Source organism: Nostoc sp. KVJ3 (assembly GCF_026127265.1).
Classification (GTDB): Bacteria; Cyanobacteriota; Cyanobacteriia; order Cyanobacteriales; family Nostocaceae; genus Nostoc.
This window is the reverse complement of sequence record NZ_WWFG01000001.1, coordinates 3,763,653-3,790,464: the sequence shown is the minus strand read 5'-3', so window position 1 is coordinate 3,790,464 and position 26,812 is coordinate 3,763,653. Positions and strand designations below refer to the sequence as shown.

The window sequence follows — 26,812 nt, the reverse complement described above, 5'->3', positions numbered from 1 at the left end:
GCCTCAACAATTACTTCTATGCTAATACCAATAAAACTAAAACGCTAATTTACACTAGCGACTAGGAGAAGCACATGACAGTTACACAACTCTCTGCTCAGGAACTTTTCCGGGCTGCTTATGAGAACCGCTATACTTGGGATAAGAATTTTCCCGGTTACACCGCAAATATTACCTTTAAACAAGATGATAAAGTGTTTACAGGTCAAGTTCGCATCAACCCCAATCTCAAAGCCGAAGTATTGGGTGTAGATGACGAGTCAGCCAAGCAAGCAATTCATGGTCAAGCCTGGGAAATAGCAATTCACCGCGTCCGCCGCAGCTTTGAAGACACCCACAGCGCCAACACCTTTAGCTATGGCAAAACTGACGAAACTGGTGCTGTTGAGCTTTTAATGGGTGGTAAGGCTGAGGGCGATAAATATAAAGTTCGCAATAATGAAGTGTGCCATGTTCACCGTCTCATTCACGGTACTTTTGTGACAATTGACACCTTTACCAGTCACGACACCGGAGAAGGCTACCTGTCCCACCGCTATGACTCTGTGTACCATGACCCCAAAACTGGGGAACAAAAGGGCGGTAGAAGCGAATTTATCGATGAGTATGAAAAAGTTGGCGATTATTTTATCCTCAATCGTCGGGAGATTAGCACCGAGATAGCAGGACAAGTATCTATTCAGGAATTTATCTTCTCTGACATCAAATTGTTGGAACCTGTTGCTGCTTAAGCTGTATTTGGTAATTAAAAAAAGCGTAGGCTTGTGCCTACGCTTTTTTTGACATTTTGAGTTCGGAAAATGAAAGGGGAGCTTGTGGAAGAATATGATTTTTGGAGAATTTAATAGTGAAGGTGAGTTAATTTTTGAAATTGCTTTGATTACAACAGCAACCCCTTCAGGTGTACGCGCAAAATTTCTTGAATTACCTGTTGTACAGCTTCTTTACTCAAACTGCCATCTACCCGCATAATTCGTGAAGGATTGGATGCTGCTAACTCTGCATATCCTTGTTGAACGCGCCGATGAAAAGCGATTGTTTCTTGTTCAATGCGGTCTAATCCTACTCCATCTCCCCGTTTGCGAGCTAGTCCGACTTCAACATCGACATCTAGCCAAATAGTTAAGTCACTCTCTAAGCCACCGGTAGCAATATAGTTTAGCTGATTGATTAAACTCATGTTAATACCGCGACCATATCCTTGGTAGGCAATGGTAGAGTCAATATAGCGATCGCATAAAATATATTTCCCTACGGACAGATTTGGTTTAAGTTCTTGTTCTACGTGTTGCGATCGGTCAGCAGCATACAATAAAAGTTCTGTCACTTCAGCAACTGGTTTATCCTCTGCCTTCTCTAGTAGCAAGCGGCGAAGATGTAAGCCTAACTCTGTTCCCCCCGGTTCACGAGTTACCACCACAGAAACACCTAAACTTTCCAACCATTGACCACAAAGCTGCATTTGGCTGGTTTTGCCAGAGCCTTCTACCCCTTCAAATACAATTAATTTGCCACCCATGCTATTTTATATTTGCTGCAAGAAACTTATTCACTGATATTTGATCAAGAATAGCGTGAAGGTTTTGATATAAACTCTTTGTTCAGAATATTTATAGCGTGGGAACTCTAGCTAATAAGCTTAATTACAATATCCCACCCAGCACTACCAATCATGTCCCATCCTGTTAATCCCACTTTGGGCCAATCTTCTTACCCTCGCTTGAATAGAAGTTTAAGTGCTGTTGAAAGTTGGGGCTTCGGTTTAACGGCTCATATTTCCTGGACAGCATTGGTTCCAGCAATTCATGCTGCTCTCGGTTCCCAAGCGATTTTTGTCTGGATACCTGCGGTGATTTTTGGAATGCTGCTCAACTACCAGGTAAAACGCTTGGGCATACATTTTATCAATGTGGCTGGAGGAACGCCTAACTATGGTACTAAGCTGCTGCAAAATTACCCAGGACTAGCTTGTTATGCCGCAATTGGATACCTCCTCAACTGGGTTTCTTACTTAGCCGTTAATACCATCGTCCTCAAAGATTTAATTAAGGTAAATTTGGAGGCGCTGGGTATTGCCTGTCCAGAAATATTGCTGAATATTGGCTTTACACTGTTGCCGTTTATCGTGGCATTTAGTGGGACTCGCGCCCTCAGTATTTTACATTTATTTTTTGTAATTCCAGCCTTTGGATTGCTAATGACCTTTTGTTTACAGGGTCTTGGCTGGTTGGCATTCTCTGGTGATAGTCCTGGGTTTTTTCCTAGCAATTGGTCATCTCTGGGTTTTGTGGATTGGGCGAAGTGGTTCTTTTTCGTCACCTATGCCACCTATAGTTGTGAAACGGCTTCTTCCTTTGTCGCCGATAGCCGCCAACCCACCAAGACGCTGCGCTTTCTAGATTTTGCGGCTTGGATGATGCCACCGATCTTTGTGGGGGGTTCTTGGGTAATGATGCGGTTAGCAACAGATTCAAGCCTCAAAGACAATGCTTTTCTGAATCTTGTGGCGGCTTCCCAGCCCTTTTGGGGAAAATCAGCGGCTATAAGTGTTTCCTTTTTGCTAGTAGCTGCTTGTCTTTTAGGTTCGGCAACGGTTGTTTCTAATTGTCCTCGAATTTTATATCAGTTGGCTTTAGACAAACATATTTCACCAGTATTTTCCGTTGTATCACGTCGAGGCGTGTTTGTACCAGCGTTGACCTTAACACTGGTGTTGTGCCTAATTTATTTGATTTGGGGAGATGTTGAGCAAATCGTAGCCGTTGGCAATGTTGGCTGGTTTGTCTCCTTTATGTTATTGCATTTGGGGCTTTGGCTGCGGCGCGATCGCTCGGAAGTTTTGTTTCCTCGCATATCTCTGGCCATTCTGCTGTTAGAAGTTGTGGTGCTAGTGGTGGGTGGACTTGCTTGGGGTTGGCTCAACTTGCTAATTGGACTACTATTTCCGATTGGCGTTATGGGAATAGATGCCGTGATTCGTCGGGTGAATTTCCCACCATTCCACTCCAGTTGGTGGATGCAGCGATATAAATCGCGCCCTGTGGTAATTATCAAGGACTCAGTAGTTCTTCAGGTAATTATCCTGATTTTTTTACTTTGCAGCGCAGTGGCAGTTGGCTGGTTATTTGGTGGCAAACTTAATAAAGCGGCAACTGCGGGGGGTGAAAATCTATTTGTGGTGCTACTGATGACGGTAGCATTTGTGGGAGTAGCGATCGCCTGTTGGACAAGTTTACCGCAAGTAGTTGCGATCGCAGAAGCCCGTGAAGCTGCCGAACACCTCTTTACTGTTGCCCAGGATGGTATTTTAGTTGTGGACGATCGAGGCATTATCCAGCAAGCGAATCCAGCTACCGAATCTTTCTTTGGTGTTAGCCCATCTGAGTTGCGGGGAAATCACCTCAACAAATGGCTAACTGCATTAGTCTACTATCCAGACCAGTGGACAAAGCGCAGCGAACAAACCTTACTCCACAAAGGAAAAAACAAAATCCTGGAAGTCTCCATCTCAGACCGCCCTCATCAGGATTTTCAGGAGTATGTCGTTATTCTCCACGACATTACCCAGCGCAAACAAGCAGAACAGATATTGCAATACTCAGAAGCACAATTGCGCCAAGAGGCAAAGCATTTAGCATCTCAACTCGTGCATAGTGAAAAAATGTCCAGTTTAGGACAGTTGGTAGCAGGTGTAGCGCACGAAATCAACAACCCAATCAACTTTATCTATGGCAATATCACTTATGCCAATCAATATATCGAAGATTTGCTAAAACTACTGCAATTATACCAGCAAAACTATCCTCATCCAGTCACTGAAATTCAAGAAAAAATAGAAGCTATCGATTTAAATTTCCTGATAGCAGACTTGCCTAAATTGCTAACTTCTATGACCGTTGGTATCGAAAGAATTACAGAAATTGTTTTATCTCTGCGAAACTTTTCCCGGTTAGATGAAACAGAGATGAAAGCTGTGAATATCCATGAGGGTATAGATAATACTTTGATCATTTTGGAACATCGCTTCAAGGCAAAATCTAACTCTTTAACAATTGAGGTGATTAAAGAGTACGGCGATCTGCCATTAGTAGAATGTTATGCTGGACAACTCAATCAGGTATTTATGAACCTTCTAGCAAATGCGATCGATGCTTTAGAAGAGGCAGTGGAAAATGGTGAATGGCGAGCAGAGAAAGCAGCACTCTCTCCTCCCAAAATTTGTATTTATACTCAACTCACTAATGAAAATCAGGTAGTTATTCGCATTGTTGATAATGGTACAGGCATTCCCGAAAATGTCCAAAAGCAATTATTCGAACCATTCTTTACCACTAAACCAGTTGGCAAAGGCACAGGATTGGGTTTATCTATTAGTTACCAGATTATCACCCAAAAACATCTGGGACAATTACAATGTATTTCTACTCCTGGGAAAGGTACAGAATTTGTAGTTGTAATTCCGCTTAATCAACAAGCTATCTAAATAAATAATTTTTATAAGTCCAGTAAAAATGTGACTGAACAAAGTCTATATTTAATGTTGAAGACTTTTAATCGTTTGATATAAATAACGATTTAAAAAATATTTAACAGCATTAAGGAAATAGAGAAATGTTGAAAGTTTTTGCTGACCGTGGTGGTACATTCACAGATATTGTTGTCGTTACTAATAATCAGATAATTATAGACAGACTCTCAAGACATCCTGAACGTTTCTTAATTGTTTCTTTGCCTAATCAGCAATGGATTATAGTTTATAAACTGCTTTCAGAAAATCCCGAACAATATCAAGATGCCGCTATTCAAGGTATACGGGATATTATGGGGATTTACGGCAACAAACCCATTCCCACTGAAGTAATAGAAGTGATAAAAATGGGGACAACAGTAGCAACCAATGCGCTGTTAGAACGGAAAGGAGACAGGGTTGTTCTTCTCATTACCAAAGGATTTAAAGATGCGCTGCGAATTGGCTACCAAAACCGTCCTAATATCTTTGCTCGTCAGATAATTTTACCAACCATGCTTTATGAGCAGGTAATTGAGATTGACGAACGTTATGATGCTCATGGCAATGAATTAATACGTGTAAATATTCAACAAGTAATAAATGACTTAGAAGAAGTTTACAACACAGGAATTCGGAGTTGTGCTATTGTTTTTATGCATAGCGATCGCTATCCTAATCACGAACAACAAATAGCCCAAATTGCCCAAGAAATCGGCTTTACACAAATATCCGTATCTCATCAAGTTAGTCCATTAATGAAATTAGTCAGCCGAGGAGATACAACAGTAGTCGATGCTTATTTAACTCCGATTCTCCGTCGCTATGTCAACCAGATAACAAGTCAGTTACCTGGAGTAAAATTAATGTTTATGAAATCTGACGGCGGTTTAGTTGCAGCCCAACAATTTCAAGGCAAAGATAGTATTTTAAGTGGCCCGGCTGGCGGTATTGTCGGCGCAGTTCAAACTAGCAAAAGAGCAGGTTTTGAATCAGTTATTACCTTTGATATGGGAGGAACAAGTACAGATGTCGCCCATTTTCAAGGAGAGTATGAACGACAACTAGATTCAGAAATTGCTGGGGCGCGGATGCGAGTTCCCGTATTAGCAATTAATACCATTGCTGCTGGAGGCGGTTCAATTCTCTTTTTTGATGGTTCCAGTTATCGTGTCGGCCCGCAATCTGCTGGTTCTAATCCTGGCCCTGCTTGTTATCGACGTGGTGGGCCATTAACAGTTACTGATGCCAACGTGATGTTAGGCAAAATTCACCCACAATATTTTCCCTCAGTTTTTGGAATTGATGGGAATTTACCTTTAGATAAAGATACTGTCATTCAGCAATTTACCCAATTAGCCCAAGATATTCAAGCCACGACATTAAATGATTGTACTCCCGAACAGGTAGCAGCTGGATTTATTGCGATCGCAGTGGAAAATATGGCGAACGCAATTAAAAAAATCAGTCTACAACGGGGTTATGATGTCAGCCAATATGTACTTTGTAGTTTTGGCGGTGCAGGTGGGCAAGTTGCTTGTTTAATTGCCGATACCTTGGGAATGAAAAAGATATTTCTTCACCCTTATGCTGGCGTTCTCTCAGCTTATGGAATGGGATTAGCTGATGTCAGAGCGATTAGAGAAGGAGGAGTAGAACAGCCTTTAACTCAAGCATTAATTGCTAACTTACACCAGCTAATGGAATATTTAGAGACTCAAGCTAGAAATGAAATAGGTGAATTGCCTAGTCAAATAGAAATAGTCCGAAAAGTTAACTTAAAATATGAAGGAACTAACTCTACTTTAAACGTTAACTTTGCTGATAATTTGGTATTAATGCAACAAGAATTTGAGGTTAAACATCAATCACGTTATGGTTTCATTCAATTAGAGAAAACTTTAATTGTGGAATCAACCTCAGTAGAAGTAATTCAGAAAATGGATACTCCTGAAGAACCTTTAATTATTCGGACTCGTTCTTTAGATGAAGCTCCTACATCTGTTGAAACAGTAAGTATGTTTACTGCTGATAGATGGTACGATACTCCTGTATACAGACGAGAAGATTTACAACCAGAAGATAGCATTAATGGGCCTGCGATCGTTGTCGAAAAAATTAGCACTATCGTAGTTGAACCTAACTGGAATGCCAGATTAAATGCACACAATCATTTAATTTTACAGCGTCTATCAATAGGCTACGGAGATAATCTGTCTAACAGTGTTAACGCTAAGAAGCAGAATTGACAAGAGATCAGAAATGGGCAAGGTATCCACCGTCAACCGCTAAAATCTGACCAGTGACATAGGATGCGGCTGGAGAAGCAAAGAAAACTACAGCACCAGCGATTTCTTTATCGGCAACCACGTCTGCATTGCTCTCAGTTGCAAAGAAACCTGGGGCAACACCATTGACAGTTATTCCAAACATTCCCAGTTCGGCTGCAAGAGCGCGAGTTAGTGCTTCGAGTCCACCCTTGGCAGCTGTATACACAGCATCACCAGCACCTGCAATTGGCCCAGCGATTGACGTTATGTTGATGATTTTTCCCTCGCCGTTCTCAATCATCAGCCGTGCTGCTTCCTGACACAGATTGAAGGAAGCAATAAAATTCGTATCGATGAGCCGACGCACCGGATCCATTTCAAATTCAAAAAAACCGCGACGATCGCGCATACCAACATTATTAATGAGGATATCCAGATGCCCGTATTTTTCTCGAATTTCGCTGAACGCTTTTTTAACGGCTGCTTCATCCGCAATATCTAATTGTAATGGCAAGGCTGATCCGCCAATTGCCGTGACAGCTGCAACTGCGCGATTTAGGCTTTCATTATTCCGCCCATTGACAAGAACAAAAGCACCAGCACTCGCAAGTGCTTTGGTGATTTCTAGTCCTAAGCCTCGCCCCCCTCCAGTAACTAGGGCAATTTTTCCATCCAATGAAAATCCAGGTGGTGTCACAGCGTTTCCTTTGCAGGGTCATGCTTTAATAATTTATCACTCTTGACACGGGAGTTTGCTGGAAAAGGGTTATATTCTCAAATAGGAAACAAACATGTACACAACATCTCAACCTGATCCCGTCCGCTTAGAGATATTTAAAAATCTCTATCAATTTATTGCAGAACAAATGGGAATTGTGTTACAGAATACAGCCACATCAGTGAATATCAAAGAAAGGCTAGATTTCTCCTGTGCTATTTTTGACTCATCAGGATTATTAGTCGCTAATGCTCCCCACATTCCTGTACATTTAGGCTCAATGAGTGAAAGTGTTCGCAGTTTAATTAACGATAAAGGCGACACCCTAAAACCAGGAAATGTCTATCTATCTAATAACCCCTATAACGGCGGAACTCACCTTCCTGATGTCACTGCAATTACCCCTGTATTTTTGGAAATTAGGGAAAATAATCCATCCCCCATACCCCTCTTTTTTGTCGCTTCTCGTGGACACCAAGCAGATATCGGTGGAATTACCCCCGGTTCAATGCCTCCCCACAGTACCACAGTAGAACAAGAAGGAATTCTTTTTGATAATTTTCTCTTGGTTGAAGAAGGCGATTTCCGAGAAATTACAGTAAGACAGCACCTCTCAAATCATACTTATCCTGCGCGTAACCCTGACCAGAATATTGCTGATTTTAAAGCACAAATTGCTGCAAATGAACGGGGAGGACAAGAACTTTATAAAATGGTTTCGCAATATGGTATTGAGACTGTTCAAGCTTACATGAACTTTGTACAAGCTAATGCTGAGGAGTCTGTCAGAAAGGCTATAAACCTTCTCAAAGATGGCTCATTTAGTTATGAAATGGATAATGGGGCAGTGATTCAAGTAAAAGTGACAATTAATCAAGAAAGCCGCAGTGCAATCATTGATTTTACTGGCACATCTAGGCAACTCAATAGTAATTTTAATGCTCCTAAAGCTGTAACTCAAGCAGCAGTATTATATGTCTTTCGGACTTTGGTTAATGATAATATTCCTCTGAATGCTGGGTGTCTTAACCCACTAGAAATTATCATCCCAGTTGGCTGTATGCTGAATCCAATTTATCCAGCAGCAGTAGTGGCGGGTAATGTCGAAACTTCTCAAACAATTGTTGATGTTTTATATGGTGCTTTAGGTGTCATGGCTGCTTCTCAAGGAACGATGAATAATTTCACTTTTGGGAATGAGCAATATCAATATTATGAAACTATCTGCGGTGGTTCTGGAGCCGGAATTGATTTTGATGGAACTGATGGTGTTCATTCTCACATGACTAACTCTCGTTTGACCGATCCTGAAGTTTTAGAAACTCGCTATCCTGTACTTTTAGAAAGCTTTAGTCTTCGTCCCGATAGCGGTGGTAAAGGAAAATATTCCGGTGGTAATGGAGTTGTCCGCCGCATCCGTTTTTTAGAACTGATGACAGCTAATATTCTCTCTGGACATCGCGTTATCCCTCCCTTTGGATTAAATGGTGGGAAAGCGGGAATTGTCGGACGCAACTGGATACAACGTCACAATGGAATTGAAGAGAATTTAGACAGCACAGCAACAGTAGAGATGAAACCTGGGGATGTTTTTGTGATAGAAACTCCTGGCGGAGGAGGATTTGCATAATTCGTAATTCGTAATTACAGGACTTACGTAAAATATTTCTCAAACTCTCATTTCTCCGTGTCCTCTGCGCCTCTGCGGTTCGTTATTCTATAATTCCATACCTAAGTCTAAATTACGATTACGTAAGGGTTTGAGACGTTTAAAATAGGTGGCTTTTTCATCTGTAATAACACTTGTCAATCCAAATTCGCATTTCTTCTTCAGAACCAAAACAGGCAGAACGTCCTGTCATTGGATCGTAGGCGTGCCAAGCAGAAATTTTACCACGCCGATCTGATTCCTGCCACACTTGAAGGTCTGAACCACTTGCCATCCAAATGATAAAATTCTGCCAATATTTTTGTAAATTTAACAAAAAATTAAATTTATTCATAGTGAAAGCACCTGATGAATAGTGGACTATTACTTTTACTTTCACGTAATAATTGGCAACTGAGAAGGTACAGTTTTGGCAGATTTGATCTAGTACAGTTAAGCCGCATTCCAACTGGTATAGTCAAAAAACTCTCAACTGTACTAGGTAAAGTTGGTAGAAATAGTTTATATTGCCAGTATTGATGATTATTTAGTCATTGACGAGTGCGCCAAAATGAACATTTTATTAGAACGGCAGTCACACAAACCGATTTATTTACAGATCCGCGATGCCTACGGCGAGCTACGCTAACGCATCAGTCATCTGATTAAATCTGGCGCACTCAAAAATGGCGATCGCCTCCCTTCAATTCGCTCTCTGGCAGAGAGCTTACAAGTTAACAAACTCACGATTATTGAAGCATATAACGTTTTAGAAGCAGATGGGATTGTTTCTGCTCGTCAAGGTTCAGGATATTTTGTCAGCAGCGTGTCTCTCAAGAGTGCCAACCTAGAATCTAAGTTTGCTCCAGCCCAAAATGTCATAATTACAAAACCAGAAAAGTGTTCTTTTTATGATATGTACACTCCACTGGTGCAAGCACAAACACAGCCAGGAATAATTAATTTTGGCTACGGTTATCCTCGCCCACCAAAAGATATTAATCTCATTGCTAGACGAGCGCTAAGACAAGATGATGCTGATATTTTTTTTCCCCATGAAATGCCTCAAGGACAACTAACTCTGTGTAGACAAATTGCTCAAATGTTAGTACATCAAGGATTAGAGGTTTTCCCAGAGGATTTAATTATTACTAATGGCTCTCAGCAAGGGTTGTCATTAGCTATGAGTTATTATGTACAACCTGGTGATTGGGTGATTGTGGAAGCTCCTACCTATTATGGTGCAATTTCTATTTTAGAAAACTTAGGAGCTAAAATTATTGGCATTCCTATGACTGCGGAGGGAATGAATTTAGATTTATTAGAGCAATATCTCCACAGCCACCGCCCGAAATTAATTTATACGATTAGTACTTTTCATAATCCGACTGGATTGACGACGACACAAAATCATCGTCAACAATTACTAGCATTAGCCGAAAAATATGAGTGCCCTATTTTAGAAGATAATGCTTATGAAGGAATAAATTTTGATGCTGTGCCAGCACCAATTAAGGCTTTAGATAAAAACAATTTGGTGACTTATTTAAGTACCTTTTCTAAAACTTTAATGCCTAGTTTACGAGTGGGCTATATGGTAGTTACAGGTAAGCATTATCAAGCAATTATTGAGCGGAAGTTGCTCCATGACTTGCACACATCCAGTATTTCGCAAACAATAGTTAGCGAATATCTCGCTTCAGGACATTACCGCCGTCACCTCAGCCGACTTCGCACAGATAATCTGCAAAGTCGTAATACTATGTTGCAAGCTTTGGAGCGTTATTTTCCTGAAGAAATAAGGTGGACAGTTCCCACGGGTGGATTATTTCTCTGGGTACAGTTACCAGATGATTTTCCCATTGGGACAATTCGTAAGGAAGCTTTTGCACAAAATGTATACCTGGCGTGCGGTTCGGCGTTTTTCCCCGATAAACAGGGTTATCCCGCGATGCGTCTAACTTTCTGTCTCCCGCCAGAAGAGATTGAGCAAGGTATTTCGATTGTGGGCAAGTTACTGAAAAAGTATATCTCTAAAGGGTGCGTAGATAGAGAGCGGCTTGTCGTTAAGCATCGCATATCTAATTATCAACCGCTTGTTCACAGTTCTTAAGTTTTAGATCCCCCTAAATCCCCCTTAAAAAGGGGGACTTTGATTCTTCCCCTTTTTTAAGGCAGGGCTGATTCATTCCCTAAAGAGCGCTAAATATCAAGGGTTCTAGCGATTTAAAATTGATTATTTTGTTACCAGCTTGCCAAGAAAATGAACAATTTTACTGTTGTTCAAGTGCTTAAAAGTTCATCTTCTCGTCACCCTCACTTACAATTTTCTTGCTAACCATCTTGACAAACTCCTTCGTCTTGTGGAATGAATCAGCCCTGCTTTTTTAAGGGGGGTTAGGGGGGATCAACAAGTGCCTAAAATTATAGCCAACCACTTTTAAAACATCCTTTTAGTTCAGAATACAAGTCTGTTGGTTCAGAATACAAGTCTGTTGGTTCAGAATACAAGTCTGTTGGTTCAGAATACAAGTCCGTTGGTTCAGAACACAAGTCCGTTGGTTCAGAATACAAGTCTGTTGGTTCAGAACACAAGTCTGTTGGTTCAGAACACAAGTCTGTTGGTTCAGAACACAAGTCTGTTGGTTCAGAATACAAGTCCGTTGGTTCAGAACACAAGTCCGTTGGTTCAGAACACAAGTCCGTTTGTTCAGAATACAAGTCTGTAGTGATGTTTACGACGGGCTACGCCTACGCATTTCTAAAATTGCAAATATTCATTTTTGGGATTATTGGCAAGTATGGAAATTAATCTGTTTTTGCTCATCATCAAGATTAATCTAGCTCCCACTCTCGCTTGATTTTCTCCAAATCCTTTGCCGCACCCAATTGCTGAAAGATTTGATGCGCTGTGTTGTAATGCTGTTGGGCAAGTTCTGTATTGCTGCGCTTCTGCTCAAGCCGTGCTAAATCGTAGTTAACCTCTGCCACTAGGTCAGTCATCCCCAACTCTTCAGCTAATTCTAAAGCTTGTTTAGAAAACTGTTCTGCTGCTTCCAGATTACCCCGATCGCATTCATTTTTTCCTAAACCACAATAAGAATAAGCCATACCAGAACGATCGCCTAATTCTGTCTCAACTTCTAAACATTGCCGATAGAGGGTTTCGGCTGCATCCCAGTTGCCGCGATTGCGCTCTATATCTCCCAACACTCGCCAACTAGAAGCCATACCAGAACGATCGCCTAATTCTGTCTCAACTTCTAAACATTGCCGATAGAGAGTTTCGGCTGCATCCCACCTGCCGCGACATTGCTCAATATATCCCAACACTCCCCAACTATTCGCCATACCAGAACGATTGCCTAATTCTGTCTGCAATTTCAAAGATTGCCGATAGAGGCTTTCGGCTGCATCCCAGTTGCCGCGATTGCGCTCTATATCTCCCAACACTCCCCAACTATTTGCCATACCAGAGCGATCGCCTAATTCTGTCTCAACTTCTAAACATTGCAGATAGAGAGTTTCGGCTGCATCCCACCTGCCGCGACATTGCTCAATATATCCCAACACTCCCCAAATAGAAGCCATACCAGAGCGATCACCTAATTCTGTTCTCACTGTTAAAGATTGTCGATAAAGGGTTTCGGCTGCATCCCAGTTGCCGCGACATTGCTCAATATATCCCAACACTCCCCAACTATTCGCCATACCAGAGCGATCGCCTAATTCTGTTTTCACTGTCAAAGATTGCCGATAGAGGCTTTCGGCTGCATCCCAGTTGCCGCGACATTGCTCAATATTTCCCAAGAATGCCCAAACAGTAGCCATACCAGAGCGATCGCCTAATTCTGTTTTCACTGTCAAAGATTGCCGATAGAGGCTTTCGGCTGCATCCCAGTTGCCGCGACATTGCTCAATATTTCCCAACACTGCCCAACTATTCGCCATACCAGAGCGATCGCCTAATTCTGTTTTCACTGTCAAAGATTGCCGATAGAGGCTTTCGGCTGCATCCCAGTTGCCGCGAAGTTGCTCAATATTTCCCAACACTGCCCAAATAGTAGCCATACCAGAGCGATCGCCTAATTCTGTCTGCAATTCCAAAGATTGCCGATAGAGGCTTTTGGCTGCATCCCAGTTGCCGCGAAGTTGCTCAATATTTCCCAATAATGCCCAACTAGTAGCCATACCAGAGCGATCGCCTAATTCTGTCTGCAATTTCAAAGATTGCCGATAGAGGCTTTCGGCTGCATCCCAGTTGCCGCGAAGTTGCTCAATATTTCCCAAAAATTCCCAATTAGTAGCCATACCAGAGCAATCGCCTAATTCTGTCTGCAATTCCAAAGATTGCTGATAGAGGGTTTCGGCTGCATCCCAGTTGCCGCGATAGCGCTCTATATCTCCCAACAATGCCCAACTATTTGCCATACCAGAGCGATCGCTTAATTCTGTCTGCAATTCCAAAGATTGCCGATAGAGGGTTTCAGCTGCATCCCAGTTGCCGCGATAGCGCTCTATATCTCCCAATAATGCCCAACTATTCGCCATACCAGAGTGATCGCCTAATTCTGTTCTCACTATCAAGGATTGCCGATAGAGGGTTTCAGCTGCATCCCAGTTGCCGCGAAATTGCTCAATATTTCCCAATAATGCATTGCAATATGCAAGATTAGTTTTACTTTCTTGCTTTTGTGCAATGGCTAAAGCATTATGAAAACATTTTGCTGCTTCATCCCAATTGCCTAAATCACGATGAATTCTTCCAATCCATTGCCAACAGATGCAGCATTCTTCTTCTTCAATGTGCGGCAAAACTTGTTCATATAAGTCTTTTAATAAATTCCAGTTTCCCCACCATCTTAGATATTCTCTCAGAGTTTCCGTTACCAAATAATATGCTTCGCTGTAGTTACCCAACTGAAAAGCAAAATATTGAGCCTCCAACACTGGGCGCAAATCTTCTAAAGTTTTAGGATTTTTAACATTTTTACTAGAGCAGTAAAATTTATAGATACTCTTGAGCAGATTGGGCAGTTCGTTTTTATATTCTCTTTGTATAAACTCTACAATCACTCGATGCAAGTCATAAAATTCCTCACATTGCTTTTCATCATAACGACTCTGCACCAAACTACTATCAACTAATTGCTCTAAAATTGCTTGCGTTTCACTAATTTCCACTTCTGTCAATTCAGCAGGTTCTCCTAAATCTGCTGCTATTTCAAAGCGCTCATCTTGCTCTCGTTCATCTGTATATAATCGCAAGAAAGTTAAACCTTGGATATCTATCCCCACCCGCAACACACACATCTGTTTGAGTAAATCTCGCGCTGCTTCACTTTGCCTTACCAGTTGTTCTCTAAGAATGAGTTCAGCTTTTTTCGTCACTAATTCTGAATGCTTCCGCAGATACCCAGGCTTACCCTTACCAATAGCTGCCAATTGGGTTAACAAAAACACATGACCTTCAACTCGCTCAGATACCCACTGCAAATCTGTTACACTGTCTCTCAGTTGGCGCTGTCGCAAAATCTCAACTCCCGCGACTGTCGCCACTCCAGAAATTCTCTCGATATACACTAATTCTGAATCTGGTTCTGCATCCTCATAGCGAATATCGGCTAAATCTGCTGGCACTTCCCGACTGGTTAATAAAGTTTGAGATTGATGCTGGTAATAGACTAGGGCATTTAGCAATTTACCCCAATCTGCTGAAATTGCCCGTCCTGCTTGCGGATGGTTGGCAGGATGTAAAATACTTTCTAGGTTATCCAGTACTAAAAGAGTGCGTGTTTGTGCCAACCATTCAATAATTTTGGTTATCTTTTCATCAGCAGTTTTCAAAGTCTCTGTTGTTTGAATACCCAAGGTTTCAATTAGTAAAAACCCTGCGACATCATCAAAGCTTGTCCCCTGCTGCGCTTTGAAATACATAAAGCATTCATAAGGACACTCTTCTACATTCGCCCCTTTTTCAACTGGAGTTAGGGCGGATCTTCCACAATTAACGCCCAGTGCTTCTAAAAGTTTTACGGCTAAACTGGTTTTGCCAATACCCCCTTGTCCAATAAGTGCCAATACCTTCAGGGGATTTTCTGGTTGCAGTAATTTGGTTTGCAACTCTTTAAGGAGTTCATCTCGCCCCTGCCACACAGGTACTTCTGGGATTGCTTGATTTCCTACCAACCGTTTTTCAGTTGTTGTTTTATTTTGTAAAGGAAATCGCAATTCAGCTTCAATTTTATCGAGTTCATCCCCAAGACTCGCCAGTTGAGGCCCTTCTTCCAAAAGCTGCTGCTCTAATTTAAACTTTGTTGTAGGATCGTTCTCAATAGCTAAAGCTTTGCGTATCAGCTTTACTTTCTCGCTTTGATTTTCCCACTGTTGTTGTATTTGCCTTCGTTCTTCCTCTAATCGATGCTGTTGTTCTTTGTTCATTTAGAGGCTGGGATACAGGTTAAATTACTTAAATATAATTATAGGAATCATATTTGATTTTTGAACAAAATTAGATATTGTAGGGTGTGTTAGAACGTAGTTTGTAACGTACCCTTAGAGGATGTTTGAAAAGTATTTCTCTGTAACTTTAGGCACTTTTGATCCCCCCTAACCCCCTTAAAAAGGCTACGGTGTACACACAAGTCGAATTTCTTTTCATAATCTCGCTATTACCCCCCTTAATCCCCCTTATAAAGGGGGGAGACCGGAAATCCGGTTCCCTCCCCTTTATAAGGGGAGGGTTAGGGTGGGGTAATTTAACTTGCGTATACACCGTAGCTTAAAAAGGGGGGAACCGGAGTCAAAGTCCCCCTTTTCAAGGGGGATTTAGGGGGATCTAAAACTTTTGATACCGATAAGAGGACTTTTCAAACATCCTCTTATCAAGGGTTTGGTGCGGTACTCTCCGTGCTAAAACATCCTACGTATCTTTTCTCCAAATCAAATCGGAATTTTATATGATAATCTACGTTGCTGCTAAAGGGTTTATGAGTACTCCAAGTAAAAAAATGCCCAATTGTCATTGCGAGCGTTCGCGAAGCGTCTCGTAGAGAAGCAAAGCAATCCCAAGGGCTGTGATTGCTTCGCTTCGCTCGCAATGACGGGTTTTGAATCATTTATTTTTTGGAACACTCTATGGTAAGTAAAGTTTTTGATAAGCGCGCAGCACCACTCACCCTAAAATAGTGTCTATTCTACAAGTTTTTTAGATATGAGGTTGTTATGAGTCAGATTGAACGAGTTGCGATCGTTGGAGGAAACCACGGTAATGAGTTAACAGGAGTACATTTAGTCAAAAAGTTTCAGCAGTATCCAAGTTTAATCAATAGAGCTAGTTTTGAAACTTTAGCATTACTTGGTAATCTTAAAGCTATTGAAGAAGGCAAACGATACATTGACAAAGATTTAAACCGTTGCTTTACCAATCAAGGCTTACAAAATCTCCAACTCTCAAGTTATGAAGATACGCGGGCGAAAGCAATCCAACAGATACTGCAACCGCAAAATCAGCCTTTTGTTGATGTAATTATTGATTTGCACAGCACAACTGCGAACATGGGGTTAAGTCTGATTTTTTGTGATATGCATCCTTTTTTACTTCGATTAGGTGCTTATTTAAGTTCTATCAATCCAATGGTAAAGGTTTTTGTTAATCAACAATCTAGAGAAGGTGGTTTTCTGCGTTCTTTGTGCGAATTGGGTTTTGTTATAGAAGTTGGTGCTGTGGCTCAGAATATTTTAAACGCCGAATTGTTTCAGCAAACAGAGCAGCTTATTTATGCAATTTTAGATTATTTTGAAGGCTGCAACCAAGATAATATTCCACAGACAAAAAGCACGCTTACACTCTATCAATACATTGAGACGATCGATTATCCTAGAAGCAATGCCGACGACGGGCTGCGCCTACGCGGTGAGATTCAAGCCATGATTCACCCCCAACTTCAGTTTAGAGATTATAAACCTCTAAATCCAGGCGATCCAATGTTTGTGACTTTTGCAGGAAAAGATATTTTCTATGAGGGAGAGTCTACTGTTTATCCTATTTTTATTAATGAAGCGGCTTATTACGAGAAAGGAATTGCGATGTATCTAAGTAAAAAGCAGCAAGAGGTAGTTTAATTTATTCTTTTTATTCTGACTCCAAACTCCTGAACTGCGATCGCTAACGCCCAAAAAATATTACAACTATATTACAATACAAAAATTTGAGCGATCGCAGTTTTATCGCCCGTTGTTTCAAGAGAGTTAAAATGCTTATTCCAAAGTTAGTTTTGTTACTACTCAACTGAAATGTGTCAGAACATGAGCATCAGAAAAACATAAATAAATACTAATATCTTTATAGTTATATATAAATTAATAGTTAAATAATCTTAGGAGAAATAAAAATAACTGGGATCTACAGAGGCATTAGTACTTACTGGATAGACTGATGCAGATCCTCTCTAAACCTAGAATAACAATCTTTTCGCTGGTACTAGCAGCATCCTGAGTCGATGACTGCCCAGAAACCTTGCGCTTGAACATGAAGGAAGCAACAATGAGTAGCAATCTCGCCATCAAACTGCGTTCTGGAACTCAACAAGCCCACACCTCAGCAGAAAATGTGGCATTCATGAAATGTTTTTTGCAAGGAGTTGTGGATAAAAACTGCTTTGCCAAGTTCTTAAGCAACTTGTATTACGTCTACAGCGAACTAGAAGCGGCATTAGATAGCCATGTATTGCATCCTGTAATTAGTGCGGTTTACTTTCCTGAACTTAATCGTCAATCCTCGCTCGAAAAAGACATGGTGTTCTATTATGGGGATAATTGGCGAGAGGAAATTACACCCTCAGCCGCTACCCAAAAATACATTGACCGCATTCGGGAAATTTCTGCTAGTGAACCAGCCTTATTGCTAGGTCATGCCTACACTCGCTACATGGGCGATCTTTCTGGGGGTCAAATGCTACAAAAAGTTGCTCAGTCAGCCCTGAAGCTTTCTGGCTACGAAGGCACATCTTTCTACAACTTTGAGCAAATTCCTGACAAAAAGGCATTTAAGGATAAGTATCGTCAGGCATTAAATGCATTACCCGTTGATGATATAACAGCAGAACGGATTGTTACAGAAGCTAATAATGCCTTTGAGTTCAATTTGCAGATGGCTCAAGAGTTAGAGGGAAGTTTAATTAAAGCACTCGGCCAAGTCTTGTTTAATAGTCTAACTCGTTCCCAAAATTCAGGTAGCACTGAAATAGCTGCGGCTAACTAAGTTTGTTATTGGGCATTGGGCATTAGGCATTGGGAAGAAACTTGTTAAATAATTCCCCTTGTCTCCCCTGTCTCCCTTGTCTCCCTTGTCTCCCTCTGCTCCCCCTGCTCCCCCTGCTCCCCCTGCTCTCTCATCCCCCTCATTCACTGGAAAGCAACTCAATGGTTTTTCTATTACCTGGTGTCAAGTTTGATCTGGATCTGATTCAAAAGTACGACACTCGCGCACCTAGATATACCAGTTACCCGCCCGCTACAGAGTTAAGCGAAACATTCACTGAAACTGATTTTAAGGCCGCGATCGCAGCATCAAATCAACGCCAAACTCCTATGAGTTTGTATTTCCACATCCCTTTTTGCCAAAGTGCTTGCTATTTCTGTGGCTGTAATACGGTAATTTCCAACAACAAGAATATTGCTAAACCTTACGTGGAGTCTTTGGTTCAAGATATCAAAAACACCGCAGCTTTAATCGATCCAAACAGAAAAGTATTACAAATTCACTGGGGAGGCGGCACGCCTAATTACTTGGATCGTTACCAAGTAAAATTTTTATGGAAAAATATCAATCGCTATTTCAACATCGACCCCCAAGCAGAAATCTCAATAGAGATTAATCCCCGCTATATCGATAAAAACTACATTTTCTTTTTGAGAGAGATTGGATTTAATCGCATTAGTTTCGGCATTCAGGATTTTAATAGCCAAGTTCAAGTAGCTGTAAATCGTGTTCAGCCAGAAGAAATGCTCTTTGATGTCATGAGTTGGGTCAAAGAAGCTAAGTTTGAAAGTGTGAATGTAGACCTAATTTATGGTTTACCTTATCAAACCCGTGAGACATTTCAAGAAACGGTGAAAAAGACAATTGAGCTAGACCCTGACCGAATTGTTGTCTTTAACTTTGCTTACGTTCCGTGGCTCAAGCCGACGCAAAAAAATATTCCTCAAGAGGCGCTACCCCCAGCAGAGGAAAAGTTAGATATTCTGAAAATGACTATTGAGGAATTGACGAGTAACCAATATCTATTTATTGGGATGGATCACTTTGCAAAAACTAATGACGAACTAGCGATCGCTCAACGTAATGGCACTCTCAAGCGCAATTTCCAGGGCTACACTACCCACGCAGAGACAGAATTATTTGGCTTTGGTTCTACATCCATTAGTATGCTAGAAGATGCCTATGCTCAAAACCACAAGGAATTAAAGGATTATTATCAAACAATTGCTACGGGGGCTTTACCTGTTAGCAAAGGTATCAAGCTTACTCAGAATGATATCATTAGACGGGATGTGATTATGGGTATTATGTCTCACTTTCAGTTACATAAGCAAGATATTGAAAACAAATATCATATCAGCTTTGATGAATATTTTTCTGAGGAAATAGAGGCATTAAAACCACTAGAAGCTGATGGTCTGGTCAGTTTATCAAAAAATCAGATCCAGATTACAGACATTGGTAGATTACTTGTCAGAAATATTGCCGTTATATTTGATACTCACACAAAGATGCGAGATACAAAATTCTCCCGTGCGATTTAAAAAATTAGCAAAGTTATAGCCATCTTTAATCATTGGTGAAATTTTGCGGTCTTTGTATTCTCGACTTTGTAAAGAATTCGAGAATATAATTTTTTATTGTCATATTTACTCTAAAAAAAAATTATTTAATAAATTTTATAGAAGTTGATTAGTAAATATTTTTATACATCTCCAAAAAGTTAGATTGTATAACTACATCCTCAGAGAGATAGAGCGAGATTAAGATTATTTATCTCTCTATATCAATAATTTATTTATGTAATCAATAACCCCTAATAGATAGATTAGAGATTCAAGATTTTTTGTCTAACTTTTGGATTTAGCATTTATCCCATCTGGTAGAAATAATTCTGAATCAGAGTTGATAACTTAGATACAACAAGTGAGATTGTTGAGGCAGTTATGAGTATTATTGCTTGGATAGTTTTAGGACTTCTGGCAGGTGCAATCGCTAAAGCTATTTATCCTGGCTATCAAGGCGGCGGAATTCTCTCCACAATGATTTTAGGTATCATTGGTGCTTTCATTGGTGGAGGTTTGTTTACCCTATTAAGAACAGGAACTCTGCAAATTACTGCGGCTGGCGCTGGTTTAACTCTTCCTGGTATTTTAGTGGCTGTGCTTGGCGCAATTGTTGCTATTTATCTATGGGGATTAATCAGAAGAAGCAGCAATGCTTAATCACTCCAGGACTTACGCAAAAAAGTTCTGAAGTAGCGGTAATTCATGAATTACCGCTACGACAAATCAGGTTTTTGAGACAATTTTGCGTAAGTCCTACACTCATTGGTAGTTATCAATACTGTGATGACTATTGTATTTTGTTGGTCTTCTAGTTAGCCACTTTGAGCGGCTATAAAACAATAAATTAGCTCGATTTGGAAAAATTCTAAAAGACCAATCAATCCGTTTCATACCATCATAATTTTTGGAAGTGTAAATCCATGTTTTTTCACAAGAAAGAGCCTATTCATGCAGTTAATGTTAGTGAAGCAAACCCTCGTTTTGCTCAGTTACTACTAGAGCAATTTGGCGGAGCTACTGGCGAACTTAGTGCAGCCCTGCAATATTGGGTTCAATCATTCCATGTCGAAAATGCTGGAATTAAAGACATGCTTCAAGATATTGCAATCGAGGAATTCAGCCATTTAGAAATGGTTGGTAAACTCATTGAAGCTCATACCAAAAATGTGGATCAAACAGAGGCTTATAAGAGTACTCTCTTTGCAGTCCGAGGAATTGGGCCTCATTTTCTAGATAGCCAGGGTACTGCTTGGACTGCAAGTTACTTGAATGAGGGTGGAGATGTAGTGCGTGATTTAAGAGCTAACGTTGCAGCAGAAGCTGGTGCTCGTCAGACTTACGAATCATTGATTAAGTTGGCAACTGACAAAGGAACCCAAGAGACTTTAGTCCATCTGTTGACACGAGAAATTTCTCACACTCAGATGTTTATGAAAGCTCTAGATTCGCTAGGTAAGTTGACAGATCCATTTTTTGGTAATGTTAAGCCAGATGAAACTGTTGCTCTCTACTACAACCTATCTACAAGTGACAATGGTAAAGATGAGCGTGGCCCTTGGAATTCTGAACCAACCTTTAAATACATTGCTAATCCGTTAGAAAGTCACTCTTAATTCCAACGGAACCAACTTAAGTACTAGAAGAAGCTCTTATCAAAGTAATAGTACCGCTTCTTTAGGATCCTCTACGTGCAAAGGCTTAATTCGTTATTAGACAGTTAGAAAGACACAGATTCGTTTGTGGCAGCCATAGTCAATAGTCAATAATTAAAGCCCTTATATGAATAGGGGCTTTTTTGTATTAGAAAACTATTATTATCTAAAGGGGCATTCCAGTAAATGATAAAGAGAGTTTCAGACTAGGCTGTTGAATCTGTGCCTTTTTACGATAAAAAAGAGCCAGGAAATTAACTCTCTGGCTCAAAGATGGAGACAAAAAAATCATCAAATAAAGGTTAACTTGGTTAAGAACCTAAATTCTTCCCAGGTTATGCAGCCCCAAAACAGCGCCCACTCCTAAGATATGACCGAAGGCAGTGGTTGCTAAAAGGGCCGGTAAACCAAAACCACCAAAGAGATTAGATGAGGGCAGTGCTGGTTCAGCGTTGGGATATTTGATGGTTGATTTACCAAAAGCAATGGCAATGATATTAGCAATAATGATAATCAGTCCAACTGTCGGACTCCATTGCAAGGGTGTGGTTGCAGCAGCGAGTAAGGTTGAAGTAAACACCTGATTTGCTCCTGAAATTTATTAATGATTGAAAATATAATCTGAAACTTTCCGAAGCAAATTCAATAAAATACCCAATTTTGCATCAATATTTAACAGTTGTTCTTACTACTTAATACAACTTGAGTTCAAAGGGAGTGAATTGACTGTGCCAACTGGCTTGAACTTCAATGTAAGAGGTAAGGGCTTATGAGGTACAAAATTATACTAAGATTTATGATTTTTTACAGACTCGATTAATCGCGTCTGTACTATTAACTTCATCGAAGTCACATTAATGCATTTACTATTAGTCTGTCAAATTCGTTTTGACGGTTAGAGAGACGCGATAAATCGCCGTCTCTACAGGGAATTTATCCATCAATTATTTATTGACAGACTACTCTTATGGGTAAGCTTGCGTATATTCTATCACTAAATATAATTTTCATCTATCTAAGGTATGGAATATAAATATAGTTTTTTCTATATCTAAAGAAATTAAATATAAATTACTTAACTTACAACTATACTTCTGGCAGAAGATGTAAAAAAATATTAGACATCTTAAATTAAAATAAATATTAATCAAAGTTCCTCAACAATTCAGGAAAGTGTGCTAAACACGAACTTGGAATTGCCTAAAACTTTTTTAAAATCAGCAAACACTCAAACTATGAACTCTACTACCGAAAAACGTATCGCCTTGATTTCCGTCCACGGTGATCCGGCGATTGAAATAGGGAAAGAAGAAGCTGGGGGACAAAATGTTTATGTGCGCCAAGTGGGTGAAGCACTAGCGCGGCTGGGATGGCAAGTTGATATGTTTACCCGCAAAGTGAGTCTAGAGCAAGACTTGATTATTGAACATAGCGATAATTGTCGAACTATTCGTTTAAAAGCTGGGCCGATTGAGTTTGTACCGCGAGATGAAATTTTTGAATATCTGCCAGAATTTGTTGATAATTTCCTGAAATTTCAAGTAAAAAATGACATTACATACCAGTTAGTTCACACTAACTATTGGCTCTCTAGTTGGGTGGGGATGCAGTTAAAGAAAATCCAAGAGAGTAAGCAAGTTCATACGTACCACTCATTAGGAGCAGTGAAGTATAACACTATAGAAAATATTCCTCTGATTGCCAATCAGCGATTAGCTGTAGAAAAACAGGTGTTGGAAACAGCAGAGCGAATTGTAGCCACAAGTCCACAAGAACAGCAACACATGCGATCGCTAGTTTCCACTGAAGGCAATATTGACATCATTCCCTGCGGTACAGATATTCAGCGCTTTGGTTCCATTGGCAGAGAAGCAGCTAGGGCTGAATTTGGGATTGTGAAAGAGGCTAAAGTTGTACTATATGTAGGACGTTTTGACCAACGCAAAGGTATAGAAACCCTAGTGCGTGCAGTAAACGAGTCTGGGTTACGCGACTCCAAGAATTTCAAACTAATTATTGGTGGTGGTAGTACTCCAGGTAACAGCGACGGCCTTGAGCGCGATCGCATTGAGCAAATCGTCAATGACTTAGGAATCTCTGACTTGACTACCTTTGCTGGTCGTCTCAGTCAAGATATTTTACCAACTTATTACGCGGCTGCCGATGTTTGCGTTGTTCCTAGTCACTACGAACCCTTTGGACTCGTAGCGATCGAAGCGATGGCAAGCGGTACTCCAGTTGTGGCTAGCGATGTTGGTGGACTTCAGTTTACTGTAGTTAATGAAGAAACTGGTTTATTGGCACCACCACAAAATGTAAGTGCTTTTGCGTCTGCCATTGACCGAATTCTCTTAGATCCAGAGTGGCGAGACGAATTAGGTAAAGCTGGCAGAAAGCGCGTTGAAAGTAAATTTAGTTGGCATGGCGTAGCAGTTCAGTTAGGCGAACTTTACACCCAATTATTAGAGCCATCAGCAAAGGAACCTGCATTGATCGCTAAATAACCAGCAACCTAATACACTGCGGATAAAATCATCGTAAATACCGATTTTTGTAGAGAGATGCAAAATTTTGCGTCTCTACATTTCTTTGGGGATCAATGTGATGCCTACATTAATATCAATATTAGAGATGATGGAAGTATACTGAGCATCGACCTTTGAACGCGAACGGCTATGCAACCAGTTGACTTCACCACCCTTACAGCTACTTGTAGCGAAATACGCGCTAACTGGCTGCCCTCGCGGACAGAACAGGTTTATCAGCGCGATCGCTACACTATTGCCATAGCATTACGCACCCTGAAACAGCGTGATTGGCTACAAGTTTCTTGGCATCCCCAAGCGGCACATATTTGCATTGGCGATCCGCCACCGCGATCGCCAGATACTTTTACCTTTAGCCAACAACTGATACACCAACTGGGTGGTTTGGCGCTGGTGGGTATTGAAGCGATCGCCCCTTGGGAGCGGGTGATTGATTTGCAATTTGCCCGTCGTCCCGGAGAAAGTGCCCTGTATCATGTCTATGCAGAAATCATGGGCAAATATAGCAACGTCATTCTTACCGACGCTAGCAATATAATTATCACTGCTGCTCATCAAGTCAGTCAGCAACAATCTAGTGTCCGTCCCATCCAAACCGGACAACCTTATGAAACACCACCAAAACTCACTGGAACTGTCCCCAGTTTCAGCGAATCTCAAGAGCGTTGGCAAGAACGGGTAAGTTTAGTACCAGGAGCAATCAAGCGGCAATTACTAAAAAGTTATAGTGGCTTGAGTGCAGCATTACTAGAGTTAATGCTGTTAGAAGCAAATATCGCACCAGAAACATCTACCGATACTCTCAACCCCGAAGATTGGCGACGGCTGTTTGAGCGTTGGCAAGAATGGCTACAAGCCTTAGATTCCAAGAAATTTCAACCCGCTTGGACAAAAGATGGCTACACCGTAATGGGTTGGGGTGGAGTTGAAAAAGTTAAAAATGTTCAGGAGTTGCTCAATCGTTACTATAGTAACCAAATTGACCAACAATTATTTTCTCAATTGCGCCATCAGTTGAGTCAGAAATTGCATAATATCCTGGTGAAATTACGCAATAAAGCTCAAACTTTTAAAACACGCTTACAGCAATCAGATCGAGCCGATGAGTATCGACAAAAAGCTGATTTATTGATGGCTCACCTGCAAAATTGGGAACCAGGGATGAAAGAAATTATCCTGGCTGATTTTGAGACAAATTTGCCAGTAGCGATCGCTCTTCAGCCAGATAAAAATGCTGTCCAAAATGCCCAAAGTCTTTATAAACAACATCAAAAGCTGAAACGCGCTCGTTCTGCTGTGGAACCCCTACTATTAGAAGTGCAGACAGAAATTGAGTATTTAGAACAAGTAGAAGCTGCGATCGCTCAAATAGACACCTACCAAACAGCAGAAGATTTGCGAGCTTTAGAAGAAATTCGTGAAGAGTTGATTGGGCAAAAGTATCTAGAAGATCCAGAATATCGCAGCCGTAGCGCAAACGAAGCCCCCAGTACCAACTTTCATCGTTATCTTACTCCTAGTGGCTTTGAGGTATTAATTGGTCGTAACAATCGCCAAAATGACCAATTAACTTTTCGTGTAGCTGGGGATTATGACATCTGGTTCCACGCTCAAGAAATTCCAGGGAGCCATCTACTACTACGTCTAGAACCCGGTGCTGTTGCAGAAGAAGCTGATTTGCAATTTGTAGCTAATCTTGCCGCTTACTATAGTCGTGCCCGTCAGAGTGAGCAAGTACCAGTAGTTTACACCCAGCTAAAACACGTCTACAAACCTAAAGGAGCAAAACCGGGAATTGCAATTTACAAGCAAGAGAGTATTCTCTGGGGAAAACCACAAATAGTCATTGGGAATTAGTTATGGGTATTGGAGATGGGGCACTTGTACCGAGCGATCGCGAACTGAAATATTGGATATACAGCGTTTTTCAGGTAAATGAAATACACAGATAGGGAAACATCAATGCTGTGCCCTTAAGATCATCTGTACCATTTGTACCACTTGTAGAGATGCGATTCATCGCGTCTTAACCCAAAGATGTGTTGCAATCATTAATTGAATTGGTATAACCTTTAATGTTGGGTTTCGTTCCTCAAACGCCACTTGCTTCTCACAAGGGGAGACGCTGCGCGTAGCTTGCTTCCCCGGAAACCGCAAGGGCGCAGTGGCTCCCTAACCTCCGCAGATTAAGGTTTTTGTGAAATGGTATAACCCAAGCGTATTGGGACATAAGTCATTTATTTCTTTTCTGCTTCCAGTGCCTATGGCCTTGTCAGACTATACCCTGGGATCTACTGAATTATTCTAATAGATAGAGGCTTTTTAGCTTTGTTAATATCTTTTTTTGATGAATATTCAGGAAAAATCTGTGTTCACTGTTACAATATTGTTAAGAAAAGTTGCCCGTTGCATTTTGGGAACGCGCAATTGGGTTTTAACTCTCTTGAGAAGACAACGCAAAAAACATTTTCTAGACCAGCTGTGGGAGGCTGGTCTTTTTGTATATAATGGTTTAATGCCAGTTATCTAAATAATAGTGTTTCAAAAAATAAATGATCCAAAGCCCGTCATTGCGAGCGAAGCGAAGCAATCACAGCCCTTGGGATTGCTTCGTTTCTCTACGAGACGCTTCGCGAACGCT

19 protein-coding genes and 1 pseudogene are annotated in these 26,812 nt (G+C 40.9%); 14 read left to right on the top strand and 6 right to left on the bottom strand.

Features of this window, described 5'->3' with window-relative positions:
- Positions 1-74: 74 nt before the first annotated feature.
- A complete protein-coding gene (locus GTQ43_RS15155; protein WP_265273414.1) occupies positions 75-731 on the top strand; it encodes a DUF3386 domain-containing protein in 657 nt (218 codons plus the stop codon).
- Between the two features lie 149 nt (positions 732-880).
- Here GTQ43_RS15155 and tmk read toward each other — a convergent pair whose 3' ends face one another.
- Positions 881-1,519: a dTMP kinase gene (gene tmk / locus GTQ43_RS15150; protein WP_265273413.1), complete on the bottom strand. Its 639-nt coding sequence runs from the start codon at positions 1,517-1,519 to the stop codon at positions 881-883.
- 153 nt (positions 1,520-1,672) lie between these two features.
- On the opposite strand from tmk, the gene GTQ43_RS15145 reads away from it, so the two are divergent.
- Together GTQ43_RS15145 and GTQ43_RS15140 are read left to right on the top strand one after the other, a co-directional pair.
- On the top strand, positions 1,673-4,483 hold the full coding sequence (locus tag GTQ43_RS15145; RefSeq protein ID WP_265273412.1) for an ATP-binding protein: 2,811 nt from the start codon (positions 1,673-1,675) through the stop codon (positions 4,481-4,483).
- Positions 4,484-4,611: 128 nt separating this feature from the next.
- A complete protein-coding gene (locus tag GTQ43_RS15140; protein ID WP_265273411.1) occupies positions 4,612-6,756 on the top strand; it encodes a hydantoinase/oxoprolinase family protein in 2,145 nt (714 codons plus the stop codon).
- 7 nt (positions 6,757-6,763) lie between these two features.
- Here GTQ43_RS15140 and GTQ43_RS15135 read toward each other — a convergent pair whose 3' ends face one another.
- Positions 6,764-7,474: an SDR family NAD(P)-dependent oxidoreductase gene (locus tag GTQ43_RS15135; protein ID WP_265273410.1), complete on the bottom strand. Its 711-nt coding sequence runs from the start codon at positions 7,472-7,474 to the stop codon at positions 6,764-6,766.
- A 94-nt stretch (positions 7,475-7,568) separates the two neighbouring features.
- On the opposite strand from GTQ43_RS15135, the gene GTQ43_RS15130 reads away from it, so the two are divergent.
- Positions 7,569-9,125: a hydantoinase B/oxoprolinase family protein gene (locus GTQ43_RS15130; RefSeq protein ID WP_265273409.1), complete on the top strand. Its 1,557-nt coding sequence runs from the start codon at positions 7,569-7,571 to the stop codon at positions 9,123-9,125.
- 157 nt (positions 9,126-9,282) lie between these two features.
- On the opposite strand, the gene GTQ43_RS15125 is transcribed toward GTQ43_RS15130, so the two are convergent.
- Positions 9,283-9,498 carry a hypothetical protein gene (locus GTQ43_RS15125; RefSeq protein ID WP_265273408.1) on the bottom strand — a complete coding sequence of 72 codons (216 nt, stop codon included), beginning with the start codon at positions 9,496-9,498 and terminating at the stop codon, positions 9,283-9,285.
- A 153-nt stretch (positions 9,499-9,651) separates the two neighbouring features.
- Between GTQ43_RS15125 and GTQ43_RS15120 the strand changes: the two genes are divergently transcribed.
- The 3 genes and pseudogenes from GTQ43_RS15120 (at position 9,652) to GTQ43_RS15110 (ending at position 11,256) form a co-directional block, all read left to right on the top strand.
- Positions 9,652-9,792 (top strand): hypothetical protein, encoded by a 141-nt coding sequence (locus GTQ43_RS15120; protein ID WP_223269746.1) that lies wholly within the window; start codon positions 9,652-9,654, stop codon positions 9,790-9,792.
- Positions 9,793-9,795: 3 nt separating this feature from the next.
- Positions 9,796-9,951, top strand: a pseudogene (locus GTQ43_RS15115) (GntR family transcriptional regulator); the annotation flags it as partial.
- 18 nt (positions 9,952-9,969) lie between these two features.
- A complete protein-coding gene (locus GTQ43_RS15110) occupies positions 9,970-11,256 on the top strand; it encodes a PLP-dependent aminotransferase family protein (protein WP_265273406.1) in 1,287 nt (428 codons plus the stop codon).
- Between the two features lie 311 nt (positions 11,257-11,567).
- On the opposite strand, the gene GTQ43_RS15105 is transcribed toward GTQ43_RS15110, so the two are convergent.
- Positions 11,568-11,864, bottom strand: a complete 297-nt coding sequence (locus GTQ43_RS15105) for a hypothetical protein (protein ID WP_265273405.1) — start codon at positions 11,862-11,864, stop codon at positions 11,568-11,570.
- A gap of 114 nt (positions 11,865-11,978) precedes the next feature.
- On the bottom strand, positions 11,979-15,584 hold the full coding sequence (locus tag GTQ43_RS15100; protein ID WP_265273404.1) for a tetratricopeptide repeat protein: 3,606 nt from the start codon (positions 15,582-15,584) through the stop codon (positions 11,979-11,981).
- Positions 15,585-16,367: 783 nt separating this feature from the next.
- Here GTQ43_RS15100 and GTQ43_RS15095 point away from each other — a divergent pair.
- The 5 genes from GTQ43_RS15095 to GTQ43_RS15075 all read left to right on the top strand — a co-directional run bounded on the left by GTQ43_RS15095 (position 16,368) and on the right by GTQ43_RS15075 (position 21,586).
- Complete coding sequence (locus GTQ43_RS15095; RefSeq protein WP_265273403.1) at positions 16,368-17,267, top strand: aspartoacylase; 900 nt, start codon at positions 16,368-16,370, stop codon at positions 17,265-17,267.
- A gap of 421 nt (positions 17,268-17,688) precedes the next feature.
- Positions 17,689-18,405 carry a heme oxygenase (biliverdin-producing) gene (locus GTQ43_RS15090; protein WP_265273402.1) on the top strand — a complete coding sequence of 239 codons (717 nt, stop codon included), beginning with the start codon at positions 17,689-17,691 and terminating at the stop codon, positions 18,403-18,405.
- Between the two features lie 161 nt (positions 18,406-18,566).
- Positions 18,567-19,949, top strand: a complete 1,383-nt coding sequence (gene hemN / locus GTQ43_RS15085; RefSeq protein WP_265273401.1) for an oxygen-independent coproporphyrinogen III oxidase — start codon at positions 18,567-18,569, stop codon at positions 19,947-19,949.
- A 402-nt stretch (positions 19,950-20,351) separates the two neighbouring features.
- A complete protein-coding gene (locus tag GTQ43_RS15080; RefSeq protein ID WP_265273400.1) occupies positions 20,352-20,630 on the top strand; it encodes a GlsB/YeaQ/YmgE family stress response membrane protein in 279 nt (92 codons plus the stop codon).
- Between the two features lie 263 nt (positions 20,631-20,893).
- Positions 20,894-21,586 carry a manganese catalase family protein gene (locus GTQ43_RS15075; RefSeq protein ID WP_265273399.1) on the top strand — a complete coding sequence of 231 codons (693 nt, stop codon included), beginning with the start codon at positions 20,894-20,896 and terminating at the stop codon, positions 21,584-21,586.
- A gap of 358 nt (positions 21,587-21,944) precedes the next feature.
- Here the strand turns inward: GTQ43_RS15075 and psaK are convergent, their stop codons facing one another.
- Positions 21,945-22,205, bottom strand: coding sequence for a photosystem I reaction center subunit PsaK (gene psaK, locus GTQ43_RS15070; protein WP_012410900.1), 261 nt, complete (start codon positions 22,203-22,205; stop codon positions 21,945-21,947).
- Between the two features lie 655 nt (positions 22,206-22,860).
- On the opposite strand from psaK, the gene GTQ43_RS15065 reads away from it, so the two are divergent.
- Both GTQ43_RS15065 and GTQ43_RS15060 read left to right on the top strand, forming a co-directional pair.
- Entirely contained in the window at positions 22,861-24,129 is a 1,269-nt protein-coding gene (locus GTQ43_RS15065; protein ID WP_265273398.1) for a glycosyltransferase family 4 protein, read from the top strand.
- Between the two features lie 171 nt (positions 24,130-24,300).
- The gene (locus tag GTQ43_RS15060) at positions 24,301-26,028 is read left to right on the top strand and encodes an NFACT family protein (protein ID WP_265273397.1); all 1,728 of its coding nucleotides are present in this window, start codon (positions 24,301-24,303) and stop codon (positions 26,026-26,028) included.
- Positions 26,029-26,812 lie beyond the last annotated feature (784 nt).